Genomic DNA, 16,809 nt, shown 5'->3' with positions numbered 1-16,809 from the left:
CCAAGGTTTGGAAATGCTTGCTATCCGGGCAGTTCGGGCCTGTGCGCGTCTTGCTGAAGCACGGCCAGGTCGCTCTCGTCCTTCAGGCCGACACCGGTCAGCCCGCGCTGCAGCGACTCCCGCATCAGCCATGCCAGCTTGAACGCGGCGGCTTCGCAGGGCAGGCCTTCGGGCCGCACATTCGAGATGCAGTTGCGCTCGGCGTCGTGCCGGCCGCGCTTGGGCGAATGGGTCAGGTAAATGCCGAGGCTGTCGGGTGAGCTGAGCCCCGGGCGTTCGCCGATCAGCATGACCGAGAGTGCCGCGCCGAATAGTTCGCCCACCTCATCGGCCAAGGCCACGCGCGCCTGCGTGGCGATGACCACTGGAGAGAAGCGCGTTTCAGCCGGCAAATGCGAGCGCAATGCAGCCAGCAGCGGCGTCGCATGGCGCGCCACGGCGAGCGAGGAGAGCCCGTCGCCGATGACCAGGCACACGTCGCATCCAGGCTTTGCCGCGGCACGCAGGCGCTCGGCGTCGGCGGGGTCGAGCTGCCGGCCCAGGTCGGGCCGGCGCAGGTAGGTGGTGCGGTCTTCCGCGCGGCTGCGAGCGTGCAGCGTCTCCCAGTTCTGCTTGCGCAGCGTGGCTTCGAGCGCATCGACGTCGAGCGCCGCATGAATGGCGTCGCGCGCCATGGCATGCGCCCATCCGAAGCGCAGCGTTTCGTCGGTGGGCATGCCCGCGCCGGCACGGCCCAGCGCCAGGCGCGCGGGCGTGGCCGACCGCCATTGCGCCCAGGGGTTTGGCGTGACGGGTTCGCCGCTCATGGCGCCAGTGCGGCCAGCCCGCTCATGTCTGCCAGCAGGCGGTTGGCCGAGGGCGGCGCCAGCTGCCCCGCTGCATCGGTGATCTGCATTCGCTGCAGCCAGGCCTCGAATTCGGGCGCGCGCTTCAGGCCCAGCGTCTGGCGCAGGAACAGCGCGTCGTGGAACGAGGTGCTCTGGTAGTTGAGCATCACGTCGTCTGCACCCGGAATGCCCATGATGAAGTTGATGCCCGCGGTGCCGAGCAGCACCAGCAGGTTGTCCATGTCGTCCTGGTCGGCCTCGGCATGGTTGGTGTAGCAGATGTCGCAGCCGATGGGCAGCCCCAGCAACTTGCCGCAGCAATGGTCCTCGAGCCCGGCGCGGATGATCTGCTTGCCGTCGTAAAGGTACTCGGGCCCGATGAAGCCGACCACCGTGTTGATGAGAAGGGGCTTGTAGCGCCGCGCCAATGCATAGGCGCGCACCTCGCAGGTCTGTTGGTCGACACCGAAGTTGGCGTTGGCCGAAAGCGCGCTGCCCTGGCCCGTCTCGAAATACATCACGTTGTTGCCGACCGTGCCCCGATTCAGTGCCAACGCCGCGGCGTAGGCTTCGTCGAGCAGTTCTGGCGTGATGCCGAAAGAGTGGTTCGCCTTTTCGGTGCCGGCAATCGACTGGAACACCAGGTCCACCGGTGCACCGGCTTCCGCCAGCTTGAGCGTGTTGGTCACGTGCGTGAGCACGCAGCTTTGCGTAGGAATCTCGAAGCGCTGGATCACTTCGTCCAGCATGTGCAGCAAGCGCCCCAGCACCTGCATGCTGTCGGACACCGGGTTGAGCCCGATCACCGCATCGCCCGCGCCGTAGAGCAGCCCGTCGAGCGTGGAGGCCGCCACGCCGCGCAGGTCGTCGGTCGGATGGTTGGGTTGCAGGCGCACGGCCAGGTGGCCGGGCAGGCCGATGGTGTCGCGAAACCGCGTGACCACGCTGCACTTCCTGGCGACCGAGACCAGGTCCTGGTTGCGCATGAGCTTGGACACGGCCGCCACCATTTCGGGCGTGAGGCCGGGCGCCAACGCCGTCAGCGTCTCTGTGGTGGCCTGTTCCGAAAGCAGCCAGTTGCGGAAGTCGCCCACCGTGAGATGCGACACCGGTGCAAAAGCCTGCGCCTCGTGGCTGTCGACGATCAGGCGCGTGATGTTGTCGCTTTCGTAGGGAATCAGCGCTTCGTTCAAGAACTGCTTGAGCGGTGTTTCCGCCAGCACGTGGCGCGCCGCCATGCGCTGCTGCGCGGTGGCCGCGCCGATGCCCGCAAGATAGTCGCCGGAGCGCGCCGGGCTGGCAGCGGCCATGACCTGCCTGAGGTCGTCGAAAGCGAAGACCTGGCCGGCGATGGTGGTGCGGTACCGCATTTTTCCGTCAAAGGATGGGCGGCGAGGCAAGCATCTCGTCGGGCGCCGCCGCCTTGCGCTGCGCCGAGGTCAGGAGAAAGTATCCGTAGGCCGCGGCCATCAGCACCAGGAACAGCAGCGTGAGCATGGCGTTGAACCACACCATGGCGCCCAGGCACACCACGCCAAGCCCGAGCGCGATGGCCGGAAACACGGGGTAGAAAGGCGCCCGGTAGGTGCGCAGCAGGTCGGGCTCGCTCTTGCGCAGCTTGAAGAGCGCGGCCATCGAGATCAGGTACATCACGATGGCGCCGAGCACCGCCATGGTCACGATGTTGGCGGTGAGTGTCTGGCCGCCGAACTGCACCCATTCGTCGCTGAAGATGGCCACCACGCCGATCACGCCGCCGGCCAGCAAGGCGCGGTGCGGCGTGTCGAAACGCGGGCTCAGTCCGGCAAAGTAGCGGGGCAGGTAGCCCGCGCGCGCCAGCGCGAAGATCTGGCGCGAATAGCCCATGATGATTCCGTGGAACGAGGCAATCAGACCGAAGAGTCCGATCCACACCAGCATGTGCAGCCAGCCGCTGTTGTCGCCCACCACGGCTTTCATGGCCTGCGGCAGCGGATCGTTGATGTTGGCAAGCTTGCGCCAGTCGCCCACGCCGCCCGCAAAGATCATCACGCCGAAGGCCAGCACCACCAGCGTGACGATGCCCGTGGTGTAGGCGATGGGAATGGTGCGGTGCGGGTCGCGCGCTTCCTCGGCCGCCATGGCCGCGCCTTCGATCGCCAGAAAGAACCAGATCGCGAACGGTATCGACGCAAAGATGCCGGAGATGGCTGCGCCGTTCAGCACATTGCCGCCGGCCCAGCCGTTGGCAACGAAGTTGGCCATCGACCAGCCGGGCGTGACCACGCCCATGAACACCAGCAGCTCGAAGATCGCAAGCACCGTCACGAAGAGCTCGAAGGCCGCCGCAATGCCCACGCCGATCCAGTTCAGTGCGATGAAGATCACGTAGGCACCCAGTGCAAACCACTTCGGGTTGATGCCGGGGAACTGCACATTGAGGTAGGCGCCGATGGCCAGTGCAATGGCCGGCGGCGCAAAGACGAATTCGACCAGCGTGGCAAACCCCGCCACGAAGCCGCCGGTCGGCCCGAAGGCCCGCCTGGCATAGGCAAAGGGGCCGCCGGCGTGCGGAATGGCCGTCGAGAGCTCGGTAAAGCTGAAGATGAAGGTGGTGTACATGGTGGCCACCAGCACCGTGGCAACCAGAAAGCCGAGCGTGCCGGCGGTGTTCCAGCCGTAGCTCCAACCAAAGTATTCGCCTGAAATGACGAGGCCGACCGCAATGCCCCAGAGCTGGATGGGGCCGAGCACCTTCTTCAGGTGGCCGGTGCCGGCCGGAACAGGGACGGCGACCGGGGTGGCTTCGATGGACTGCATGGAGCTTTCCTCTCTTTTTTCGGATGTTGACAGTGCACCTGCAGCAAAGCAAGGGCTGTTCCACCGCTCGCCATAATCATGCTTTTCCATCCGTCCGAGGTATTCCGTGAAGTCCTTTTCCTCTTCGTCGCTCGCCTGTGCTGCTTTTCTTTCCGTGTGCGCCGTGTCCACCGCCTGGGCCCAGTCGGCCCCCGTCACCACGCCGAGCGGCCTGGTCTATCAATCGCTGAAGGAAGGCACCGGCGCCTCGCCGGCCGCAACCGACGTGGTCAAGGTGCACTACCGCGGCACCTTCCCCGATAGCGGCAAGGAGTTCGACAGCTCCTACAGCCGCGGCGAACCCACCGAGTTTCCGCTCAACGGCGTGATCCCGTGCTGGACCGAGGGCGTGCAGAAGATGAAGCCGGGCGGCAAGGCCAAGCTGACCTGCCCGCCGGCCATTGCCTATGGCTCGCGCGGTGCAGGCGGCGTGATTCCGCCAAACGCCACGCTCAACTTCGAGGTCGAGCTCGTTTCCGTCAAGAAACGCTGATCGCCTAGATCTGCGCCATGCCGCCGTCGACGAACAGCTCGGCGCCGTGCACGAAGCTGCTGTCGTCGGAGGCCAGGAACACCACGGCCTTGGCGATCTCGTCGGGCGCGCCCACCCGGCCCAGCGGAATGTTCTGCGCCTGTGAGTCGATGAAGCCCTTCACCTGCTCCGGCGTGAGGCCCAGCAGGTCGTAGGCCGGGGTCGGCACGACGCCGGGACTCACGGCGTTGACGCGGATGCCGGCGTCCTTCAGGTCCACCGCCCAGCTGCGCGCAAAGCTGCGCACCGCTGCCTTCGTCGCGCTGTAGACGCTGAAGGCGGGCGTGCCCTTGATGCTGGTGATCGAGGCGTTCAGCACGATCGACGCGCCCTTGGGCATCAGCGGCAGCGCCTTCTGCACGGTGAAGAGCAGGCCGCGCACATTGGTGCCGAAGATCTTGTCGAAATGCTCTTCGGTGATCTGCCCCAGCGGCAGCAGGCTGCCGCCGCCCGCATTGGCAAACAGCACGTCGAGGCGGCCTTTCTGTTCCTTGATGGTCGCGTAGAGCTTGTCGAGATCGGCAAGATTCGACACGTCGCCAAGCACGCCGGTCACGTTGCGGCCGATGGTTTCTACGGCCGCATCGAGTTCGGCCTGGCGACGGCCCGTGATGAACACATAGGCGCCTTCGGCCACGAAGCGTTGGGCGGTGGCCAGGCCGATGCCGCTGGTGCCGCCGGTGACGAGGGCGACCTTGTCGTTGAGCTTGGGTTGGGACATGGGATTCTTCCTTTGGATTGCTTGCTGCGAGGCAGCGTTGAACAGGCAAGGAAGTTTGGGCGCCATCCCCTCGCGGACCAAGACGCTGCTGCGGATTTGTTTATTCACGAATCACTAATAATCCGGCAATGGATCAGATCGCCGCCATGCGTGTCTTCGCCCGTGTGGTCGAGGCAGGCACCTTCACCCGCGCAGCCGATTCGCTGCAGATGCCCAAGCCCTCGGTGACCAAGCTGGTGCAGCAGCTCGAGACGCACCTGCGGGTGAAGCTGCTGCAGCGCACGACCCGGCGCGTGACGGTCACGCCTGAGGGTGCCGCGTACTACGAGCGAACGGCGCGCGTGCTGGCCGAACTGGAAGAGATCGAATCGGATCTCAGCAACGCGCAGGCGAATCCACGCGGGCGGCTGAGGGTGGACGTCGGCTCCTCGTTTGCCAACATGATCCTGATTCCGCAACTGCCGGCATTTCATGCGCGGTACCCGGAGATCGAACTCGAGATCGGCGTGGGCGACAGGCCGGTGAACCTGATCGGCGATGCGGTGGACTGCGTGATCCGCGCCGGCGAACTGAGCGACCAGTCGCTGGTGGCGCGCCGCATCGCGACCTTGCCCTTCGTGACCTGCGCCACGCCGGCCTACCTGGAGCGCCATGGCATGCCCAAGACGCCGGCGGACCTCGGCGGCGGCGCGCATCGGGTGGTGGGCTACTTCTCATCGCTGAGCAACCGCGCGATTCCGCTGCGTTATGCGCGCGGCGAAGAGCGCATCGAGATTCACGGCCGCACCGTGGTGGGCGTGAACGAAAGCACCGCGCAGATCACTGCCGTTCTTACCGGCATGGGCGTGTCGCAGGTCTTTTATCCAATGGCCGCGCCGTACCTTGCAAGCGGCGCGTTGGTAGAGGTGCTGCAGGACTGGGCACCGCCGCCATACCCGCTGCACGTGGTGTACCCCGCCAACCGGCACCTGAGCGCCAAGCTGCGCGTGTTCGTCGATTGGGCCGTGGAGCTCTTCGCCCCCTACAACACACGCACAGCGCGTTGATGGCGATCAGCTCGGCTGGAATTGATACAGCCAGGTTTCCGTGAGCGTCTTGTCTCCGGTCTTCAGGTAGAGCCGCATGTCGACGGGTTCGTTGCCTTCGGGCGTGAAGTCGAACTGCGCGCGCCAGTGGCCAGGCACGCCGTTGGGTACGGCCTCGGCAAACATGTAAGAGAACTTGCCGCGCGGCGCGGTGAGCACCAGTTCGGGCTTGACACCGAAGGGCACGGTCGTGAGCGGCTCGCCGACAAACTCGACCATGAACTTGCGCACGCCCGGCGGCCGCGGCTGGCCCGGCTGTCCGCCGCGGCCGATGCGGGTGGCCACGCAGCGCGCGAGCGGGGAGGGAAAGGGCTCCTGGTCGGTCCAGTGCAGCCGGTACTGCAGGCTGTAGCTTGCGCCCGCCTTGGCGTCGGCCTTGGGCACCCAGAAGGCGACGATGTTGTCGTGGATCTCGTCGTCGGTGGGAATCTCGATCAACTGCACCGAGCCTTCGCCCCAGTCGCCCTGCGGTTCGATCCAAAGGCTCGGGCGCTTTTCGTAGTTCACGCCGTCCTGGTAATTGTCGAACACGCGGTCGCGCTGCAGCAGGCCGAAGCCGCGCGGCCGGGTGTCGGCAAACGCCGAAGCCCGGGTTTGCGTCGGGTTGTTGAGAGGGCGCCAGATGCGCTCGCCCGCGCCGTTCCAGATGGCGAGGCCGTCGGAGTCGTGCACCTCGGGGCGCCAGTCGATGGCGGTGGGCTTGATGGTCTCGGAGTACCAATACATCGAAGTGAGCGGCACCAACCCGAGGCGCGAGACGTCGCGGCGCAGGAACAGGCGCGAATCGATGTCCATGATCACGGCCTTGCCGCGTTGCATGACGAACTTGAACACCCCCGTGACGCTCGGCCCTTCGAGCAGCGCGTAGACCGTCATCGAGGTGGTGTTGTTGGCGGCAGGTGTCTCGAAGTAGTAGCGCGTGAAGGTCGGAAACTCTTCCGGCTTGTCGGGCACGGCCACGTCGAGCGCAAGGCCGCGTGCCGACAGGCCGTACTGGTACAGCTCGCCTATGGCGCGGAAGTAGGAGGCGCCCAGAAACGCGACCCAGTCGTTCTTCTGCCAATCGAGCTTGCCCTGGTCGCCCAGTCGGCTTTCCTGCAGGCGAAAGCCTGCAAAGCCCGCGCCCGCCGGCAGCGCGCGGGCCGGGCTATCCGGCGGCATCGAAAAGTAGCTGGGGCTGTAGAGCACCTCGCGCGCAAACACGTCGCCGCCAGCGTTTTCGAGCACGTGCATGCGCACCGGCGTCTGGAAGAAGCGGCCCAGATGGAAGAAGGTGACCGGGAAGGCTCCGGGCCCGTCGCGGAAGAGGGCGTTGGCGGGGTCGAACTTGATCTTGCCGTGCGCGTCGTAGTCGATCTTTTCGAGCACATCGGGTGCGAGCGGCGTGGCCGCTGCATAAGGTTGCGAGGCCAGGCGCTTGGCCTGCGCGACAAGGCGATCGAACGAAAAGGGTGCGGGCTGGCTCAGTTTGAGGCCGTTGGCGGCCATTGCCTCTTCGGGCAGTCCAAGGGCGGCGAGTGCGGCGGCGGCACCACCTGCGGCAAGGAAGGATCGGCGATCAAGCATGTGTTTCTTGAGGGTTGCGAGTCTTGGAGGTACGGAAGCGGTTCACGAAAGAGAGAGACGCGGCCGCCGGATGCGACGGCGGAGCTGCGGAAGAAACCATCCTAATGCAGCACGCGCCAGGATTTTCTCCGCGACAGGAGGAATGGCGAGCATGCCTTGGCTGCGCTCCCCCGTGCGTCAGCCAAGCCGCGCAAACGAGGCCAGACAAGGGCGGGGATTGCAGAAAATTGTGCGTTTATGTATCGGCACTGTCGGCCGCGGTGAGCGCATACACGGCATAGAGCGGCACACCCAGCACCATCAGGACCAGCGGCGCAAACAGGGTGTACGCAAGGCCGAAGCCTTCCAGCACGCGATAGACGGAATCGAGCCGCAAGCGCGGATGGGCTTCAGCCAACTCGGAGGTGCGGCGCAACCCCCACCGGAACTCCGCTCCGGTGGCGCGCACCGAGGGATGCTGTGCAGCGCGCCCAACGCCAAGCCAGCACATGGCGTCGAAAGCCAGCACCGAGCCCGCGGGCGCGCGCTCGCCGAAGGTCGCGAACACGGCCTGCACCTGCTGCGGCTCGAGGTACATCAGCACGCCTTCGGTGAAGAGAAAAACGGGCCGCTCATTGCGGGTGCGCGGCAGTGCCAGCCGATCCCACCATCGGTCCGATGTCAGGTCGAGCGGGCACACGTCATGCCGTGGATTGGTCTCGGGAATCAGCGCCCGGCGCAGCTCGACCACCTCGGGCAGGTCGGCGTCGGTCAGGCGGCACTCGCCGTCGTCGAGCCACTGGAAGTAGTGGCTCAGGCCGCAGCCCATGTTCACCACGCGGCCGCCCGGATGCTGCTTGAGAAACTCTTGCGCAAGGCTGCGAAAGCGGCGCGTGCGGTTCAGGATGCCGTAGATGGTGGCCCTGTCTTCCGGCAGCGCGTGCCAGTCGTCGCGTATCTGCTCCAGCACCGATGCGGCGTAGGCGTCCCGCACGCCGAGCTGCGGAAACATCGCATCGCCCGAGGCGCGCGCCGCAAGCGAAATGCGCAAGGTGGACGGCACGGCCGACAGGCTCCGCGCGGTTTTGTCTGTTGTCATGGGCGCCGGACCAGAGGTCATGCCCAAGTCTGGCTGCTACGGCACAGCGGGGCAAGTCAGCCTTTGGTTAGCCCTGACCATGCGCCGCTGTGCGGGCGGCTATTACTTATTACTTCGAATCAATTCGGTGACTTCAAGGCTTCGATCACTTGGCAGTGGGCATCACGAACTCGGCGCCCTTGCCGATGCTCTCGGGCCAGCGCTGCATGACGGACTTCTGCTTGGTATAGAACCGAACGCCTTCTTCGCCATAGGCATGCGTGTCGCCGAAGAGCGAGCGCTTCCAGCCGCCGAAGCCGTGCCAGGCCATGGGCACGGGAATCGGCACGTTGATGCCGACCATGCCCACCTGGATGCGGCGGCTGAACTCGCGCGCCACATTGCCGTCGCGCGTGAAGCAGCTCACGCCGTTGCCAAACTCGTGGTCGTTGACCAGGTCGACCGCATCCTTGAAGTTGGCCACGCGCACGCACGAGAGCACCGGGCCGAAGATCTCTTCCTTGTAGATGCGCATCTCGGGCGTGACGTGGTCGAACAGCGTGCCGCCCATCCAGAAGCCGTCGCCGCAGCCTTCGCCAGCCTTGCTGCCGTCGAACTGGCGGCCATCGACCAGCAGCTTCGCACCTTCTTTTTCGCCCTGGGCGATGTAGCCCGTGATGCGCTCGTGCGCCGCCCGGGTGACGATCGGGCCCATCTCGGCCGCGAGATTCTCGCCGTCGAGCACCTTGAGCGTCTTCGTGCGCTCGACGAGCTTGGGAATGATCTTTTCGGCCACGTCGCCCACCAGCACCGCCACGCTGATCGCCATGCAGCGCTCGCCGGCCGAGCCGTAGCCGGCGCCGATCAGCGCATCCACCGTCTGGTCGATGTCGGCGTCGGGCATTACCACCATGTGGTTCTTCGCGCCGCCCAGCGCCTGCACGCGCTTGCCGTTGCGCGCGCCGGTTTCGTAGATGTAGTTGGCAATGGGCGTGGAGCCGACGAAGCTCACGGCCTTGACGTCCGGGTGCTCGAGCAGCGCATCGACCGCGGCCTTGTCGCCCTGCACCACGTTGAACACGCCGTCGGGCAGGCCCGCTTCCTTCAGCAGCTCGGCCATGCGCAGCGACGGGGTCGGGTCGGTGGGGCTGGGCTTCAGCACGAAGGTGTTGCCCGCGGCAATGGCCACCGGGAACATCCACATCGGCACCATCACCGGAAAGTTGAAAGGCGTGATGCCGGCCACCACGCCCAGCGGCTGGCGCAGCGTCCAGTTGTCGATGCCGGTGCTCACCTGGTCGGTGAAGTCGCCCTTGAGCAGCTGCGGAATGCCGCATGCGAACTCGACGATGTCGATACCGCGCGAGACCTCGCCCTGCGCGTCGGTGAACACCTTGCCATGCTCGGCGGTGATCATGTGGGCCAGCTCGTCCTTGTGCAGGTTGAGCAGCTCCAGAAACTTGAACATCACGCGGGCACGGCGAATCGGCGGCGTGTCGGCCCACTTGGGAAAGGCGGCCTGGGCGGCTGCCACGGCGGCGTCGACATCGGCCGCGGCGGCAAGAACCACCTTGCCGGTGACCTTGCCGGAGGCCGGATTGGTGACGTCCTGCGTGCGGTTGGAACCGCCGGCGGTGTGCTGGCCGGCGATGAAATGCGCGATCTGTGTGGTCATGGAGAGTCCCAGGGTCAAGTGATTTGCGCCAGTCTAGAAAAGGGAAGGGCGCCTGCCTAGGCGCTAAAGTTGAACTGTTTGTTCGCCATGGTGAACAATGCAGCCATGGATACGCAAAAAGCCGAATCGCTCTGGACGCACCTGCACTGGCTGATAGTGCTGGGCCAGCAGGGCAGCTACACCGCCGCAGCGGCCCGGCTGGGCGTGAGCAAGGCCGCCATGAGCCAGCGCATTGCCGAACTGGAGCGCGCAGCGGGCGTGCCCCTGGTGCGCCGCACCACGCGCAGCATGCGGCTCACCGAGGCCGGCCAGCAGCTCGTCGACCAGACCCGGGAGCCCTTCGAGCAGATCGCCCATAGTTTTTTGAAGGCCCAGGACCATGCAGGCGAACCGCGCGGCCTGGTGCGCGTGACGGCACCCGTAGCCTTGGGGCGGCAGCAGCTGTTGCCAAGGTTGGCCGACTTCCTGCTCGCGCATCCATCGATCCGCATCGAGATGGAGCTTTCCGATCGTCTCAGCTCGCTTGCGACGGAAGGCTTCGACCTGGCGGTGCGGCACGCCGCTTCGCCGCCCGATACGCATGTGGCCTGGCGGCTCTGCGAGACCCGATCCGTGCTGGTGGCCAGCCGGGCCTACCTGCGCCGCAAGGGAACACCGCTGGCGCCGGCCATGCTGGCGGAGCACGATTGCCTGCACTATCCCCGCGGGCAAGAAACGAATGTGTGGTCATTCGAGCGGCGCAACGCCCGGGCACGCCAGGCCGAGCGCATGACCGTGCCCATTGCCGGCCCGCTCGCGGCCAACAACAGCGAAGCGCTTCGCGACGCCGCGCAGGCCGGCCTGGGCATTGCCTTGCTGCCCGACTTCAGTGCGCAGTCGGCCTTGCAAACAGGCAAGCTGGTCGAGGTGCTGCCCGACTGGCAGCCCACGGGTGCATTCGCGGACCATATCTACGCCATTCGGCCGTACTCGCTGCACATACCGCGTGCGGTCAATCTATTCGTGAGCCACCTGCGCGAAACCCTCAAGGCAGGGTTCCGCTTGCCGCAGGCCTGAGCTTTCAGCCCGCTGGTCCGGCCTGGTTTCAGGTGGACGATGCAAGCAGTTGCTTGACCAGCAACTGCGCCGCGGGCGACAAGGTCTCGCCCGTCTTCGTCGCCATCAGCAGCCGCCGAACGGCCCAGGCGTCCTTCAGCCGCACCACCTTGAGATCGAGCGCGCTCACCTGCGCCTTGCAGGCCGCGAGCGGAACCACGCCGATTCCAAGGTTGGCAGCAATCATGTGGCACATCGCATCGAAGCTGCGCACCTGCACGCGCAACCGCATCGGAATGCCGGCCTGCTCGGCCGCGCGGGAGGTCAGCTCGAGCAGCGAGCTGCTGCGGTTGAGCCCCACGAACTCGTGGGCGAGGCAGGTCTTGAAGTCGGTTCTGCGCGTGCGTGCAAGCGGATGCTGCCGGGCGCACAGCACCACCAATTCATCGGTCTGGAACTGCGCCACATCGAGCCCGTAGGCCGGCGTGTTCTCGGCGAACACGCCCACGTCGGCCAAGCCGTCGACCAGGGCGCGGACGATATCGCCGCTCAGTTGTTCTTCCACTTCGACGCGGATGTCCGGATGCTGGCCTAGAAACTCTGCCAGCGTGGCCGGCAGGAACTCGGTGAGCGCCGACATATTGGCCCACAGTCGCACGTGGCCGCGCACGCCGCTCGAATAGTCGCCCAGCTCGTTGCTGAACTGCTCGAAGCCCTGGAAGAGCCGCATTGCATGCTGCATGGCCACATGGCCGGCGGGCGTGAGGGCTATGCCTTGCGAACTGCGTTCCAGCAGCTTCGACCCCGTGGCGGCCTCGAAATCCGAAAGCCGCCGGCTGGCTGCCGATAGCGCGAGGTGGCAGGCCTCCGCGCCCTTGGTGATGCTGCCCGACTGGGCCACGGCGCAGAACAGGCGCAGCGTCACGAAATCGACACGCGCGGGATTGATGGGGCTGGCCATCGCCGGATTCTAGGGATGGCGCCGTTATGTAAACGCCATTGGCATAGGCCAAAAGATTCTTTGACATGTTATGTCGAGGCACATATAGTGAACGTCAGTAACAAAGGAGGGGTATGCAATCACTGCTCGATCAACTGAAGGGGCTTGACGTTCTGGCCGGTGCTGCAATGGGCGGACTCGCGGTGCAGTTGCAGCCTATTCCGGGTCACACGCCGGTGGTGCAGGTGAGCATCGAGGGCCGGGAAGAGTTGCCGATCTTCATCACCAGTTCAGACATGCAGGTGATCTGCATCTGCTATCTCTGGACCGAAGAAGAAGTGAAGGCCGAGCGCCGTACCGAGTTGCTCGAGTCGCTGCTCGACCTGAACCCCTCGGTGCCGCTGTCGTCCTTCGGCCGCGTCGATGGCCGCTATGTGCTCACCGGCGCCCTCGGCCGCAATGCCAGCGTCGAAGACATCGCGCGCGAAGTGGCGGTGCTCAGCGACAACGCGCTCGATGCGCTGGACGCCCTGTCCGAATTCCTGAACTAAAAGGCGGAAATCATCATGACGGTCATCAAGAAACTGGTCACCTTGCTGCGCGGCAGCGCCCGCGAAATCGGCGAGAGCGTGGTCGACAGCAACGCCACGCGAATCTACGAACAGGAAATCATCGATGCCAAGCACAGCATCGAGAAGGCCAAGGGCGATCTCACCGGCGTCATGGCCAAGGAGATGCAGTCCGCCCGCGAGATCGAACGCCTGAAGAACGAGGTCACCCGCTACGAGGGCCTGGCGCTCGAAGCGCTCAACAAGACGCAGGAAGGCCTGGCGCTCGACGTCGCGGCCAAGGTGGGCACGCTCGAGAAAGAGCTCGAGGAGCAGGCCAAGGCGCACGCCTCCTACGCGCTGCAGGTGTCCAAGCTCAAGGACCTGATCAAGACGGCCGAAGCGCGCATTCGCGAGCACGAGCGCGAGATCGGCATTGCCAAGACCACCGAGAGCGTCTACCGCGCCACGCAATCGATCTCCGAGAACATCGGCGCGGGCGGTTCGCGCCTGTCCAATGCGCGCGAATCGCTCGAACGCATCCGCCGGCGCCACGAAGACCTGGCCGATCGGATGACCGCGAGCCAGGCACTCGAAAACGAACTCGGCCACAGCGCGCTCGAAAAGAAGCTGGCAGCCGCGGGCATCGGCAGCGACGTGGACCGCACCGGACTGGTGATGGAGCGCATCCGCGCCCGCCAGGCCAAACCGGCGGAGCCCGGCGCCCAATGACCGTTCGGGTCAAGCCGGTTCGCTGGCAAGGCTCGGACGAGGCGATACGCGCCGTTCAGGTGGCGTTCGATGTGGAAGAAGCCGTGCTGGAGGCGGTGCGCACGGCGGCCTTCGAGCAGCACGTGTCCACCTCCGACCAGATCCGGCAGGTGCTGGGGCTTGCGACAACGTCCAAACCCAAGCGGCCGCGGCTGACCGTGTCGCTGAATGCGGCAGACTACGAGTTTCTGGCGGCGAGATATGGGCTCGCCCCGGACGACCGCCTGGCCATCAAGGAGAGGGCCACGCGGGATCTGATTGCTTTTGCAAGTGGTGGAAAGAAAAAGGGCACTGGCGCAACGAAGCCGGGCCGAAGATAAAAACACAACCCGCACGCGGGAGGGTCAATGGGAAATTTCATGGATGCGGTGACGGGTTACCCCACCGCGATCTACACGGTGCTGCTGGGCGTCGTGGTGATCTATTGGGTGCTTGCGGTGGCCGGCATGGTCGACATCGAGCACAGCGGCATCGACGTCGACCTGCAGACGCATGCCGACGGCGACACCAGCGACGTGGGGCAGCTCGCGAGCTATGTAGTGGCATTCGGCCTGAACGGCGTACCGTTCTCGGTGGCCGTGAGCCTGCTGGTGCTGGTGTCCTGGACGCTGTCTTGCCTTGGCGGGGAGTGGCTGCTGCCGCTGGTGCCTACGCTGCCGCTCAAGCTCCTGGCCGGTACGGTGCTGCTGGTGGCGAGCGCCGCCATTGCCATACCCGTGACGGCCGTGGCCATTCGCCCGCTGCGAGGCTTGTTCGTGAGCCACACGGCCGTGAGCAACGCGGCACTGGTCGGGCAGGCCTGCCGCGTCGTCACCGGGGTGGTGAACGAGAAGGACGGCCGCGCCGAAGTGGCCCGCCGCGGCGCCAGCCTGAACATCCGCGTCTGGGCTCCCACGCCCAACACCCTCAAGCGCGGATCGCAAGCGCTCATTCTTGAATACGACGAGGTGGCCGGGCGCTATCTCATCGCAGCGCACGAAGACATCGTCTGACCGCGCGCATCCCCTTACCGTTCGTTCGCTCTTAAAGCATCTCTGGAGAAAAAATGGAGCCCATCCTCTTTGCCGTGGCCATCCTGGCCGTGGTCATCCTCGGCCTGTTCGCGATGTTCGCCAAGTTCTATCGAAAGATCGAACAGGGCCACGCGCTCATCGTGAACACGCTGCGCGCCGAGCCCGAGGTGACTTTCACCGGGCGAATGGTCTACCCGATCATCCACAAGGCCGAGTTGATGGACATCTCGGTCAAGACGATCGAGATCGACCGCTCCGGCAACGAGGGCCTCATCTGCCGCGACAACATTCGCGCGGACATCAAGGTGAAGTTTTTCGTTCGCGTGAACAAGACCGCGGACGACGTGCTCAAGGTGGCGCAGGGCATCGGCTGCGCGCGCGCTTCGAACCACGAGACGCTCGAAGAATTGTTCTCGGCCAAGTTCTCCGAGGCGCTCAAGACCGTTGGCAAGTCGATGGATTTTGTCGACCTGTACCAGGCGCGTGATGGTTTCCGCGACCAGATCATCAGCCAGATCGGCAACGACCTTTCGGGCTACGTGCTCGAAGACGCCGCCATCGACTACCTCGAGCAAACGCCGCTGTCCGAGCTGGACACCAACAACATCCTCGATGCGCAGGGCATCAAGAAGATCACCGAACTCACGGCGGTCGAGCATGTGCGCACCAACGAGCTGCGCCGCAACGAGGAAATGCAGATCAAGAAGAAGAATGTCGAAACGCAGGAAGCCCTGCTCGAGCTCGAACGCCAGCAGGCCGATGCCACCGCCCGCCAGCAGCGCGAGATTGCCAGTGTGCGCGCCCGCGAAGAAGCCGAAACCGCCAAGATCCAGGCCGAAGAGCGCACCAAGTCCGAAACCGCGCGCCTGGTTGCCGAGCAGTCCATCTCGGTGCAGCAGGAGAACGTGCAGCGCGAAAAAGAAGTCGCCGAGAACAACCGCAAGCGCGCGGTGGCCATCGAGGAAGAAAAGGTCACGCGCGCCCGCGATCTTGAAATTGTCGACCGCGAGAAGGAAGTGACGCTGCAGCGTATCGAGAAGGACAAAGCCGTCGAAGTGCAGAAGAAGGCCATTGCCGACGTGATTCGCGAGCGCATCGTGGTCGAGCGCACCGTGGCCGAGCAGGAAGAAGCCATCAAGGAACTGCGCGTGGTGGCCGAGGCCGAGCGCACCAAGAAATCCGTCGTGATCATGGCCGAGGGCCAGGCCGAAGAGAAGATGGTGCTCGACGTGAAGGCGGCCGAAACGCAGGAAAAGCGCGCCCGCCACAAGGCAGCCGAAGAACTCACGCTGGCCGATGCCAAGCTGAAGGTGGCCGAGCGCGATGCCGAATCGAAGAAGCGCGAAGCCGAAGGCGTGGAAGCCATCTCGGCCGCGCCGGGCCTGGCCGCTGCCAAGGTCGAGATTGCGACCGCGCAAGCCAAGCTCGCGAGCTTCGAGGCCGAGGCTTCGGGCAAGGAAAAGCTCGGTCTTGCCGACGTGCATGTGCGCCAGGCCGACGCCGACGCCGTCCTCAAGGCCGGCCAGGCCGATGCGCAGGTGATCGAAGCGCGCTCGCAGGCCGAGGCCGCGGGCATGCGCGCCAAGTTCGACGCCGAGGCCTCGGGCAAGGAGAAGCTCGGCCTTGCCGAAGTGAACGTGCGCACGGCAGACGCCGAAGCCACCCTGAAGTCGGGCCAGGCCGACGCGCAGGTGATCGAAGCCCGCTTCAGCGCCGAGGCCAAGGGCCTGCACGAAAAGTTCGAAGCCATGAAGGCAATGAGCCCCGAGACGCGCGACCACGAAGAGTTCCGCATGCGCCTGGAAAAGTCGCACGTCGAAACCATGAAGGGCATCGATGCGCAGACCTCCATTGCCAAGGAGCAGGCCGAGGTGCTGGGCACAGCGCTCGCCAACGCCAAGATCGACATCGTGGGCGGGCAGGGCGACTACTTCGACAGCTTCGTGCGCTCGCTTTCCGTGGGCAAGGGCATCGACGGCGTGATCTCCAAGAGCAATGCGCTGCAGGTGGCCTTCAAGGACCAGCTGGCCGGCGACCGCGACGTGGTGAAGGACCTGCGCGACATCGTCGGCGCACTGGGCAATTCGTCCGGCGAAATCCAGAACCTCAGCGTTGCGGCGCTCATGAGCCGGATCACCAGCGACGGCAGCGAAAGCCAGAAGACCGCGCTGAGCAACCTGATCTCCACCTTCCGCAACTGA

At 65.3% G+C, this 16,809-nt stretch carries 16 protein-coding genes; 8 read left to right on the top strand and 8 right to left on the bottom strand.

Annotation, left to right across the window (positions count from 1 at the left end; genetic code table 11):
- Nucleotides 1–20: 20 nt before the first annotated feature.
- The 3 genes from eutC to eat are packed head-to-tail and all read right to left on the bottom strand — an operon-like array spanning nucleotide 21 to nucleotide 3,626.
- On the bottom strand, nucleotides 21–806 hold the full coding sequence (gene eutC, locus QHG62_RS26555; protein ID WP_281148569.1) for an ethanolamine ammonia-lyase subunit EutC: 786 nt from the start codon (nucleotides 804–806) through the stop codon (nucleotides 21–23).
- The gene (locus tag QHG62_RS26550) at nucleotides 803–2,197 is read right to left on the bottom strand and encodes an ethanolamine ammonia-lyase subunit EutB (protein ID WP_281148568.1); all 1,395 of its coding nucleotides are present in this window, start codon (nucleotides 2,195–2,197) and stop codon (nucleotides 803–805) included. The genes eutC and QHG62_RS26550 overlap by 4 nt, the downstream gene beginning before the upstream one ends.
- A 7-nt stretch (nucleotides 2,198–2,204) precedes the next feature.
- Nucleotides 2,205–3,626 carry an ethanolamine permease gene (gene eat / locus QHG62_RS26545; protein ID WP_281148567.1) on the bottom strand — a complete coding sequence of 474 codons (1,422 nt, stop codon included), beginning with the start codon at nucleotides 3,624–3,626 and terminating at the stop codon, nucleotides 2,205–2,207.
- A gap of 154 nt (nucleotides 3,627–3,780) precedes the next feature.
- Between eat and QHG62_RS26540 the strand changes: the two genes are divergently transcribed.
- Entirely contained in the window at nucleotides 3,781–4,158 is a 378-nt protein-coding gene (locus QHG62_RS26540) for an FKBP-type peptidyl-prolyl cis-trans isomerase (RefSeq protein WP_251012749.1), read from the top strand.
- A 4-nt stretch (nucleotides 4,159–4,162) separates the two neighbouring features.
- On the opposite strand, the gene QHG62_RS26535 is transcribed toward QHG62_RS26540, so the two are convergent.
- Complete coding sequence (locus QHG62_RS26535; RefSeq protein ID WP_281148565.1) at nucleotides 4,163–4,918, bottom strand: glucose 1-dehydrogenase; 756 nt, start codon at nucleotides 4,916–4,918, stop codon at nucleotides 4,163–4,165.
- 128 nt (nucleotides 4,919–5,046) lie between these two features.
- On the opposite strand from QHG62_RS26535, the gene QHG62_RS26530 reads away from it, so the two are divergent.
- Nucleotides 5,047–5,964: a LysR family transcriptional regulator gene (locus QHG62_RS26530; protein ID WP_281148564.1), complete on the top strand. Its 918-nt coding sequence runs from the start codon at nucleotides 5,047–5,049 to the stop codon at nucleotides 5,962–5,964.
- 6 nt (nucleotides 5,965–5,970) lie between these two features.
- On the opposite strand, the gene QHG62_RS26525 is transcribed toward QHG62_RS26530, so the two are convergent.
- The 3 genes from QHG62_RS26525 to QHG62_RS26515 form a co-directional block, all read right to left on the bottom strand.
- Nucleotides 5,971–7,569, bottom strand: a complete 1,599-nt coding sequence (locus QHG62_RS26525) for a glucan biosynthesis protein (protein ID WP_281148563.1) — start codon at nucleotides 7,567–7,569, stop codon at nucleotides 5,971–5,973.
- 235 nt (nucleotides 7,570–7,804) lie between these two features.
- A complete protein-coding gene (locus tag QHG62_RS26520; RefSeq protein WP_281148562.1) occupies nucleotides 7,805–8,647 on the bottom strand; it encodes a class I SAM-dependent methyltransferase in 843 nt (280 codons plus the stop codon).
- 145 nt (nucleotides 8,648–8,792) lie between these two features.
- Nucleotides 8,793–10,301 carry a CoA-acylating methylmalonate-semialdehyde dehydrogenase gene (locus QHG62_RS26515; RefSeq protein ID WP_281148561.1) on the bottom strand — a complete coding sequence of 503 codons (1,509 nt, stop codon included), beginning with the start codon at nucleotides 10,299–10,301 and terminating at the stop codon, nucleotides 8,793–8,795.
- Nucleotides 10,302–10,406: 105 nt separating this feature from the next.
- Here QHG62_RS26515 and QHG62_RS26510 point away from each other — a divergent pair, with 105 nt between their 5' ends.
- Complete coding sequence (locus QHG62_RS26510; RefSeq protein ID WP_126746817.1) at nucleotides 10,407–11,357, top strand: LysR family transcriptional regulator; 951 nt, start codon at nucleotides 10,407–10,409, stop codon at nucleotides 11,355–11,357.
- 28 nt (nucleotides 11,358–11,385) lie between these two features.
- On the opposite strand, the gene QHG62_RS26505 is transcribed toward QHG62_RS26510, so the two are convergent.
- Nucleotides 11,386–12,297, bottom strand: coding sequence for a LysR family transcriptional regulator (locus QHG62_RS26505; protein WP_281148560.1), 912 nt, complete (start codon nucleotides 12,295–12,297; stop codon nucleotides 11,386–11,388).
- Nucleotides 12,298–12,410: 113 nt separating this feature from the next.
- On the opposite strand from QHG62_RS26505, the gene QHG62_RS26500 reads away from it, so the two are divergent.
- Genes QHG62_RS26500 through QHG62_RS26480 form a run of 5 tightly spaced genes read left to right on the top strand, consistent with a single transcriptional unit; the run spans nucleotide 12,411 to nucleotide 16,809 of the window.
- Nucleotides 12,411–12,827: a YjfI family protein gene (locus QHG62_RS26500; protein ID WP_281148559.1), complete on the top strand. Its 417-nt coding sequence runs from the start codon at nucleotides 12,411–12,413 to the stop codon at nucleotides 12,825–12,827.
- Between the two features lie 15 nt (nucleotides 12,828–12,842).
- Nucleotides 12,843–13,556, top strand: a complete 714-nt coding sequence (locus QHG62_RS26495; RefSeq protein WP_281148558.1) for a PspA/IM30 family protein — start codon at nucleotides 12,843–12,845, stop codon at nucleotides 13,554–13,556.
- Nucleotides 13,553–13,915: a hypothetical protein gene (locus QHG62_RS26490; protein ID WP_258507487.1), complete on the top strand. Its 363-nt coding sequence runs from the start codon at nucleotides 13,553–13,555 to the stop codon at nucleotides 13,913–13,915. The genes QHG62_RS26495 and QHG62_RS26490 overlap by 4 nt, the downstream gene beginning before the upstream one ends.
- 27 nt (nucleotides 13,916–13,942) lie before the next feature.
- On the top strand, nucleotides 13,943–14,587 hold the full coding sequence (locus QHG62_RS26485; protein WP_258507482.1) for an OB-fold-containig protein: 645 nt from the start codon (nucleotides 13,943–13,945) through the stop codon (nucleotides 14,585–14,587).
- 53 nt (nucleotides 14,588–14,640) lie between these two features.
- Entirely contained in the window at nucleotides 14,641–16,809 is a 2,169-nt protein-coding gene (locus QHG62_RS26480; protein ID WP_281148557.1) for a hypothetical protein, read from the top strand.

Origin of the sequence: Variovorax paradoxus (genome assembly GCF_029919115.1) — a bacterium.
GTDB lineage: Bacteria > Pseudomonadota > Gammaproteobacteria > Burkholderiales > Burkholderiaceae_C > Variovorax > Variovorax paradoxus_O.
The sequence above is the reverse complement of the archived record's forward strand: the minus strand, read 5'-3'. Positions and strand labels throughout refer to the sequence as shown.

Bases quoted from the DNA above. Each gene is read 5' to 3' on its own strand.
- eutC (WP_281148569.1), bottom strand. From the start codon at position 806: ATGAGCGGCGAACCCGTCACGCCAAACCCCTGGGCGCAATGGCGGTCG.
- QHG62_RS26550 (WP_281148568.1), bottom strand. From the start codon at position 2,197: ATGCGGTACCGCACCACCATCGCCGGCCAGGTCTTCGCTTTCGACGAC.
- eat (WP_281148567.1), bottom strand. From the start codon at position 3,626: ATGCAGTCCATCGAAGCCACCCCGGTCGCCGTCCCTGTTCCGGCCGGC.
- QHG62_RS26535 (WP_281148565.1), bottom strand. From the start codon at position 4,918: ATGTCCCAACCCAAGCTCAACGACAAGGTCGCCCTCGTCACCGGCGGC.
- QHG62_RS26530 (WP_281148564.1), top strand. From the start codon at position 5,047: ATGGATCAGATCGCCGCCATGCGTGTCTTCGCCCGTGTGGTCGAGGCA.
- QHG62_RS26525 (WP_281148563.1), bottom strand. From the start codon at position 7,569: ATGCTTGATCGCCGATCCTTCCTTGCCGCAGGTGGTGCCGCCGCCGCA.
- QHG62_RS26520 (WP_281148562.1), bottom strand. From the start codon at position 8,647: ATGACAACAGACAAAACCGCGCGGAGCCTGTCGGCCGTGCCGTCCACC.
- QHG62_RS26515 (WP_281148561.1), bottom strand. From the start codon at position 10,301: ATGACCACACAGATCGCGCATTTCATCGCCGGCCAGCACACCGCCGGC.
- QHG62_RS26510 (WP_126746817.1), top strand. From the start codon at position 10,407: ATGGATACGCAAAAAGCCGAATCGCTCTGGACGCACCTGCACTGGCTG.
- QHG62_RS26505 (WP_281148560.1), bottom strand. From the start codon at position 12,297: ATGGCCAGCCCCATCAATCCCGCGCGTGTCGATTTCGTGACGCTGCGC.
- QHG62_RS26500 (WP_281148559.1), top strand. From the start codon at position 12,411: ATGCAATCACTGCTCGATCAACTGAAGGGGCTTGACGTTCTGGCCGGT.
- QHG62_RS26495 (WP_281148558.1), top strand. From the start codon at position 12,843: ATGACGGTCATCAAGAAACTGGTCACCTTGCTGCGCGGCAGCGCCCGC.
- QHG62_RS26490 (WP_258507487.1), top strand. From the start codon at position 13,553: ATGACCGTTCGGGTCAAGCCGGTTCGCTGGCAAGGCTCGGACGAGGCG.
- QHG62_RS26485 (WP_258507482.1), top strand. From the start codon at position 13,943: ATGGGAAATTTCATGGATGCGGTGACGGGTTACCCCACCGCGATCTAC.
- QHG62_RS26480 (WP_281148557.1), top strand. From the start codon at position 14,641: ATGGAGCCCATCCTCTTTGCCGTGGCCATCCTGGCCGTGGTCATCCTC.